Source organism: Pseudoalteromonas lipolytica, from assembly GCF_003515105.1.
In the GTDB taxonomy this organism is placed as follows: Bacteria; Pseudomonadota; Gammaproteobacteria; order Enterobacterales; family Alteromonadaceae; genus Pseudoalteromonas; species Pseudoalteromonas lipolytica.
In genome coordinates, this window is record NZ_CP032090.1 from 381,200 (window position 1) to 387,500 (window position 6,301).

Consider the following 6,301-nt stretch of genomic DNA (forward strand, 5'->3'; position numbering starts at 1 on the left):
TTTTTAAAAGATAAGTAAAGACGAGAAAACAATGTTCAAAAAATTAAAATTAAGTCTACTCATTCTATGTTTACCTTTTGCAGCACTGGCAGCTGACTTTGAAGCAGGTAATCAATACGAAGTACTAAACACTAAAAAGAGTGCTACACCACAAGTAACTGAGTTTTTCTCATTTTACTGTCCACACTGTTTTAAGTTTGAACCAGTGGCGAAAGCACTGGCCTCAACGCTGCCTGAAGGCACTGAGTTTGTTAAGAATCACGTTAACTTTTTAGGTGGTGTATCGAAACAAACACAAAGTAACCTAAGTTATGCTTACCTAATTGCAAAGCAACATGGTAAAGGTGAGCAAGTGGCCGACCAAATTTTTCATAGCATTCATATTCAACGTGCACCGCTGCAAAATATTAAAGACGTGAAAGCATTATTGGCGACAAATGGTATTAGCGGCGATGTGTTTGACTCTGAAATTGCTAGCATGCCTGTGATCAGTGCAGAAAAAGCGATGCAAGACAAACAGAATAAATACTCAGAGATGGGGGCGTTAACGGGTGTGCCGACTTTTATCGTGAATGATAAATATAAAATTAATATAAATACCATCAAGAGCCAAGAGCAGCTTGATGCGTTAGTAAAGTTTTTATTAGAACAATAATTTTTGGAGTGATTGAATAATGATCAAATTAGTTAAAGCTGCATTTGTGGCCGTGACGCTAGGTTTCGTTGCCACAGCGAGTGCGGCGCAATACGAAGAAGGTAAGCATTATGAAACAATTGATGCGCGAGCTTCTAAAAAGCCTGAAGTGACCGAGTTTTTTTCATTCTACTGTCCTCACTGTAATACCTTCGAGCCAATTGTTGCTGAGCTTAAGCCAATGCTTAAAGACGGCGTTAAATTTAAAAAGAATCACGTTAATTTTGTTGGTCCTCGTGATCCTGAGATCCAAACAGTGCTTGCGCAAGGTTATGCAACAGCAACAGTACTCCCAAATAGCGATGCGTTAGTTGGTGCAATTTTTGACCACATTCATGGTAAACGTGCGCGTATTAATGAGCTTGCAGATATGAAAGATATTTTCGTATCGCAAGGTGTAACTGCTGAAGATTTTGAAAAGTACTACAACAGTTTTTCAGTACGTACGATAGCAGCGAAAATGAAACGCGACCAAGAGTACTATCAACAAAAAGGAGCCTTAAAAGGCGTACCAACCTTTATTGTGAATGGTAAGTATCGTTTAATCTTAGGTGCAGACTCAGGTATTACCGATGCAAAAAGCATGGCTGAGCTAATTAATTACTTAGCAGCTAAGTAAGAGACTCGAAAATATTATTTAAAAGCTCCGCTCGCGGAGCTTTTTTGTTTGGTGAAGAAATGAAAAAACTTTTAGTGTCGAGTTGTTTACTAGGAAAGCCGGTACGCTATGACGGTCAATCACAAAACTTATTACATCCTGGATTAGAGTCACTGAAGCAGCAAGGGCGTATTGTGTCTTTTTGTCCTGAGGTTGCGGGTGGTCTACCTACACCAAGAGCGCCTGCTGAAATTAGCCAGGGTAGAGTATTAACACAGGATGCGCATGACGTCACCGCAGAGTTTAAAGCGGGTGCACAGCAAGCATTACGTGTATGCAAAGAACAAAGGATTCGGTTCGCACTACTCAAAGAGTCTAGTCCGTCATGTGGACGTAATTATATTTATGATGGAAGTCACACAGGGCAAAAGATTCGAGGAATGGGTTTAACTGCAAAGTTACTTAGTGACAATAATATACAGGTGTTCAGTGAACAACAATTGCCAGCGCTATTGGCTGCGCTGGCAAAAGTTTAAGTTATTTACGCTGTAAAAAGACGCCAGACTCAATATGATGTGTATAGGGGAATTGATCAAAAATCGCAAAACGTTTCACTTCGTGTGTTTTGCAAAGGTGATCAAGATCTCGTTCTAATGTCTCGGGATTACAAGAGATATAGATAATGTTGTCGTAGTTCGCCACCAAATCACAGGTAAGAGTATCCATCCCCGCTCGAGGAGGGTCGACTAAAATTGTTTGGCAGTTATAGCCGTTTAGATCAATACCGTCTAAACGTGAAAAAGTACGTTCGCCTTTCATGGCTTGTGTAAACTCTTCACTCGACATACGAATGATATCTAAATTATCGACTTTGTTTTGAGCAATATTGTACTGTGCAGAATAAACCGATGACTTTGAGATCTCAGTCGCAAGTACTCGGTTAAATGAACCGGCTAGTGCAATTGAAAAGTTACCATTACCACAATACAGCTCTAGCAAATCATTATTAAGGGGCTCACACAACGCTTGTGCCCATTCCAGCATTTTAATGTTCACTTTTGCGTTTGGTTGAGTAAAGCTATTTTCTACTTGCTGATAAATGAGTTCTTTACCATTTACGTTCAATCGTTCAACGACATAGTCGTTCCCAATCACTTCTTTTTGCTTACGTGCACGACCAATAAAGTCGATTTTAAACTGGCTGCTTAATTTTGCTTTAAGCTCTTTAATCGCAATTAGCCATTCATCGTTTAAAGGTTTGTGGTAAAGCAAACTAACAAGAATTTCACCACTTAAGCTAGAGAGGTAATCAATCTGGAATAACTTGCGGCGAAGTACCTCACACCCTTTTAAATTTTCAATCATCACCTGCATCACTTCGCCAACGAGTGGCGCGGCGGGATCAAATTCATCAACGCGAATTTTCTCTTTGCTTTGCTGATCAAACATAATGTGGAATAAATCGTCGCCCTCATGCCACACTCTAAACTCTGCACGTTGACGGTAGTGAATTGGATCAGAGCTGAACACTTCTAATGTGTTTACACCAAAGCGCCTAAACTGTGACGTGATGCGCTGCTCTTTCTCACTCAATTGTGCATCATATTGAGTTGTATCAATTTTTATAACCGCCATGGCTGATTACCTTTTATCTCTTAGCTATTTGTCGGCGCTATTGTAGGGAGCAGAGAGGATTTGTCTAGTTTTGTTATTTATTTTAGTGTCGTTTTTTTATACAAAAAACTTAAGTTATGCGATTTTTGGCCGATAATGAGGTAACCATAAAATGGAGTCGGATCATGAAAATTGGCAACCTAGGCTATATGCCTAATACAAATTTGAATAAATACAATGGTAAACAGTCTGTGCAGCAGCCTACCATTCAAAATCGTCAAGATAGCTATCAACAACGTGGCCGCGAACTGGCTGCAAAAGTACTCGACGATAAACTTGCACAAGCACTTGGTTTACCTAAAGCAGAAGAAAAGAAAGATAAACCCCTGTTTGATTTTGATGAGATCGTTAAAAATGTACTCAATTTTGTTGGTGGTGCGCTGCGTAAAGCAAAAGCAGATGGCGCTGATGATGAAAAGTTAAAAGGCATGTTAGGCGAGGCACGCAAAGGCGTACAAATGGGAATCGATGATGCCTATGATGAACTTAAAGAATCAGGCATCTTAAATGACGATATCGAAGAGGGTATCGAAAAATCGAAAGAAGGTATCTTTAAAGGTATTGATGAGCTTGAAGAAGACTTATTTAATCCTAAACCTAATGCCGTGACGGTTAGCCAAGCACAGTACGTGAGCTTAAGTAATAATGCCGAATATACATTTACCACAGCCGAAGGTGATGAAGTCAGTATTAGCTTTGCAGATGCATATGAGAGCAAGTCCGCTAGTAGCTACAGTAAAAACGGTGACAACGAAGCGTATGTCAGTGAATCGTCACAATCACGTGACTTATCTTTTTCTATGTCAGTGAATGGCGATCTTAATGAGCAAGAGCAGCAGGCCATTAACGAGTTGATGGAAGACTTACAAGGCGTTAGCGAAACATTTTTCTCAGGCTCACTCGATGAAGCCTTTGAACAAGCTAAAGAGCTTAACTTGAGTAATGAGCAGCTAGTCGGTTTTTCGATGGATTTGAAGCAAACCAAAACAGTTGCAGCTATAAAAGGGTACGAAGAATATAAACCAACGCCAGAGAAAGAAGTTGCAGAAAAGGTCGCCCCTTTTAACGATGACTTAAAAGAAGCCTTTAATAAAGCTGGTGATATTGGTTTGCAAAATCAACTTGCCGGAATATTGCAATGGTTAAATCAAGATAAAGAAGAAGTCAGTAAATTGGTTGATTATACCAAAGCGATGTTCGAGCAAATGAATACACTACGTTCAGCCAATGAACAGAACTAGTCTTCGCTTTCTTTTTAGATAGTCACATGGCAAACTGCTTGCCTTTCATGATCCGAGGTAAGTAGTTTGTCAGTCCATATAATGGTGTTTGATTCAGGTATTGGTGGGACAACTGTGCTTGAACAGATCCAAGCTTTGATCCCGAATGCAGATTATAGCTATTTTATGGATAATGCCTTTCTGCCTTATGGTGCGCAAACTTCGCAAACAATCATTCAACGCTTATTAGGGCTATTACACTTTATAGACACGCATGCGTTGCATGTTGATATATTAGTGATTGCCTGCAATACAGCATCGACATCTGCGTTAGACGTTATTCGACACTATACAAGTATTGAAGTTGTGGGGGTTGTGCCTGCTATAAAGCCAGCATGTGCCATAAGTAATACGAAGCACATTGGTTTACTTGCCACGCCCGCGACTACAAAAAGCAAATACACCGAGACGTTAATTTTGACACACAGTCAAGGTACAAAAGTGAGCTTGTACGCTTCGACTAAGCTGGTGGAAATTGCAGAAACACTGTTTCATAGTAAAAAACTACTCAAAGCCGAATTCAACGAAGCAATGGCTGAACTCGCTATTGCAGATGATATTGATGTATTAGTACTCGGATGCACACACTTTCCTTTATTAGCCCATGCAATAAATAACTATTACGACAAACGCGTTAAATTGATTGACTCAGGCCGTGCAATTGCAAATCGTGTCAGTAGTATTATTACAACGCAGCAATTAAATTTAGCAACAGACAAAAAAAAGCCGCTGCACTATTATGCAACGGCTCCGATTAGTCACCAGCAATTAAGCGTAGAGCTTGTTACGCTGATTGATCAGATTCCTCACGGAAACTATTAGACTCGTTCTCTTGTTTTTGTTTTGCTTCACGTACTTTTAAAGTACGTTGTTGGAACTCACTATCATTTAATTGATTAATTGCATTGTCAGCATCTGCCTCAGCCATTTCAACAAAACCAAAGCCACGACGTTTACCAGTGTTTTTATCTTTCAATAAACGAACGTTAAAGACTTTACCTTGTTCTTCAAATAAAGCGCGTACAACACCTTCATTCGCTCGGTAAGGAAGGTTGCCAACATAAAGTGTTTTTGTTTTTACTTCAGCCTCCTCACTTGCCGTTGATGAGAGTGCTGCAATAACTAAAGCACCAATTAATAAGCCTGCACCAAATAGCAACGCAGGGTCTAATGCTAAGCTCGAAAATGCAAACTTAACAATAACAAACCCTAATACAGCAAGAATAACAGAGAAAAGAAAAGATTTTTGATCGGGTAATTTCATTTTTGATCTACCAATAAACAGGAAATAAACATTAATTTAACATTGTGAACTTGCTATCTTAACGCGTTAAATGAACATAGCAATGAAATTTGCATTAAATTATGAATATTGGCTTAAAAAACAGCCATAATTGCGACTGTTTTTGTTATTTTCGGTAATTTTAGTTCACTTTGTGAGCGAACGATAAAAAGATCGAAAAAAAGTGTTGATCTGTTTTTGGATCTCCCTATAATGCGACCCCACTGAGACGGGAGACAGCAACGAAAGACGCTGAGCAACGTAGCAGAGAGTTAAGTAAAACTTCGGTTTTAAATCTTCGAAAGAAAGTTTAAAATTAAGTGTTGACTCTAAAAAATAAGGATGTATTATACGCATCCCTAGCGACGAAGTCGCACTGTTCTTTAACAATATAAAGCAATCATCTGTGTGGGCACTCGTACAGATTGAGTTCTAACAGTCGAGCTACTTAGGTAGTAAGACAAACAAATTTAGAGTCTCAATTTAAACTGAGTGACCAACGGAAATAAGTTTACTTATTTCAGCACAGTCAATTCAACATCGAAAGATGTTAAATAAATTCAGAATTCATTGAGCATGTCCGCTCCCTTATGGGAAGGACAGAAAAAACTTTTAATTGAAGAGTTTGATCATGGCTCAGATTGAACGCTGGCGGCAGGCCTAACACATGCAAGTCGAGCGGTAACAGAGAGTAGCTTGCTACTCTGCTGACGAGCGGCGGACGGGTGAGTAATGCTTGGGAATGTACCTTATGGTGGGGGACAACAGTTGGA

The 6,301-nt window shown here is 39.5% G+C and carries 7 protein-coding genes and 1 rRNA gene (1 of these 8 only partly in view); 6 read left to right on the plus strand and 2 right to left on the minus strand.

What is annotated here, in order from left to right:
• Nucleotides 1-31: 31 nt before the first annotated feature.
• From D0907_RS01795 to D0907_RS01805, 3 genes are read left to right on the plus strand one after another with little or no spacing between them, the layout of a single operon-like run.
• The gene (locus D0907_RS01795; protein ID WP_036974487.1) at nt 32-655 is read left to right on the plus strand and encodes a thiol:disulfide interchange protein DsbA/DsbL; all 624 of its coding nucleotides are present in this window, start codon (nt 32-34) and stop codon (nt 653-655) included.
• A 19-nt stretch (nt 656-674) separates the two neighbouring features.
• Nucleotides 675-1,313: a thiol:disulfide interchange protein DsbA/DsbL gene (locus D0907_RS01800; protein ID WP_036974485.1), complete on the plus strand. Its 639-nt coding sequence runs from the start codon at nt 675-677 to the stop codon at nt 1,311-1,313.
• Nucleotides 1,314-1,372: 59 nt separating this feature from the next.
• Nucleotides 1,373-1,828: a 2-thiouracil desulfurase family protein gene (locus D0907_RS01805; RefSeq protein WP_075593172.1), complete on the plus strand. Its 456-nt coding sequence runs from the start codon at nt 1,373-1,375 to the stop codon at nt 1,826-1,828.
• A 1-nt stretch (nt 1,829) separates the two neighbouring features.
• Here the strand turns inward: D0907_RS01805 and trmA are convergent, their stop codons facing one another.
• Complete coding sequence (gene trmA, locus D0907_RS01810) at nt 1,830-2,927, minus strand: tRNA (uridine(54)-C5)-methyltransferase TrmA (protein ID WP_075593171.1); 1,098 nt, start codon at nt 2,925-2,927, stop codon at nt 1,830-1,832.
• Nucleotides 2,928-3,091: 164 nt separating this feature from the next.
• Here trmA and D0907_RS01815 point away from each other — a divergent pair, with 164 nt between their 5' ends.
• Together D0907_RS01815 and murI are read left to right on the plus strand one after the other, a co-directional pair.
• Nucleotides 3,092-4,207 (plus strand): DUF5610 domain-containing protein, encoded by a 1,116-nt coding sequence (locus D0907_RS01815; protein ID WP_036974482.1) that lies wholly within the window; start codon nt 3,092-3,094, stop codon nt 4,205-4,207.
• A gap of 66 nt (nt 4,208-4,273) precedes the next feature.
• Nucleotides 4,274-5,068, plus strand: a complete 795-nt coding sequence (gene murI / locus D0907_RS01820) for a glutamate racemase (protein WP_036974479.1) — start codon at nt 4,274-4,276, stop codon at nt 5,066-5,068.
• Here murI and D0907_RS01825 read toward each other — a convergent pair.
• On the minus strand, nt 5,031-5,510 hold the full coding sequence (locus D0907_RS01825) for an RNA recognition motif domain-containing protein (RefSeq protein WP_036974477.1): 480 nt from the start codon (nt 5,508-5,510) through the stop codon (nt 5,031-5,033). The two genes, murI and D0907_RS01825, sit on opposite strands and share 38 nt — an antisense overlap.
• A 631-nt stretch (nt 5,511-6,141) precedes the next feature.
• Between D0907_RS01825 and D0907_RS01830 the strand changes: the two genes are divergently transcribed.
• A 16S ribosomal RNA gene (locus D0907_RS01830) occupies nt 6,142-6,301 on the plus strand; it runs 1,382 nt beyond the window's last position.

What these genes read in the sequence shown, in the direction of transcription:
- D0907_RS01795 (WP_036974487.1), top strand. Translation starts at nt 32, where the DNA reads ATGTTCAAAAAATTAAAATTAAGTCTACTCATTCTATGTTTACCTTTT.
- D0907_RS01800 (WP_036974485.1), top strand. Translation starts at nt 675, where the DNA reads ATGATCAAATTAGTTAAAGCTGCATTTGTGGCCGTGACGCTAGGTTTC.
- D0907_RS01805 (WP_075593172.1), top strand. Translation starts at nt 1,373, where the DNA reads ATGAAAAAACTTTTAGTGTCGAGTTGTTTACTAGGAAAGCCGGTACGC.
- trmA (WP_075593171.1), bottom strand. Translation starts at nt 2,927, where the DNA reads ATGGCGGTTATAAAAATTGATACAACTCAATATGATGCACAATTGAGT.
- D0907_RS01815 (WP_036974482.1), top strand. Translation starts at nt 3,092, where the DNA reads ATGAAAATTGGCAACCTAGGCTATATGCCTAATACAAATTTGAATAAA.
- D0907_RS01825 (WP_036974477.1), bottom strand. Translation starts at nt 5,510, where the DNA reads ATGAAATTACCCGATCAAAAATCTTTTCTTTTCTCTGTTATTCTTGCT.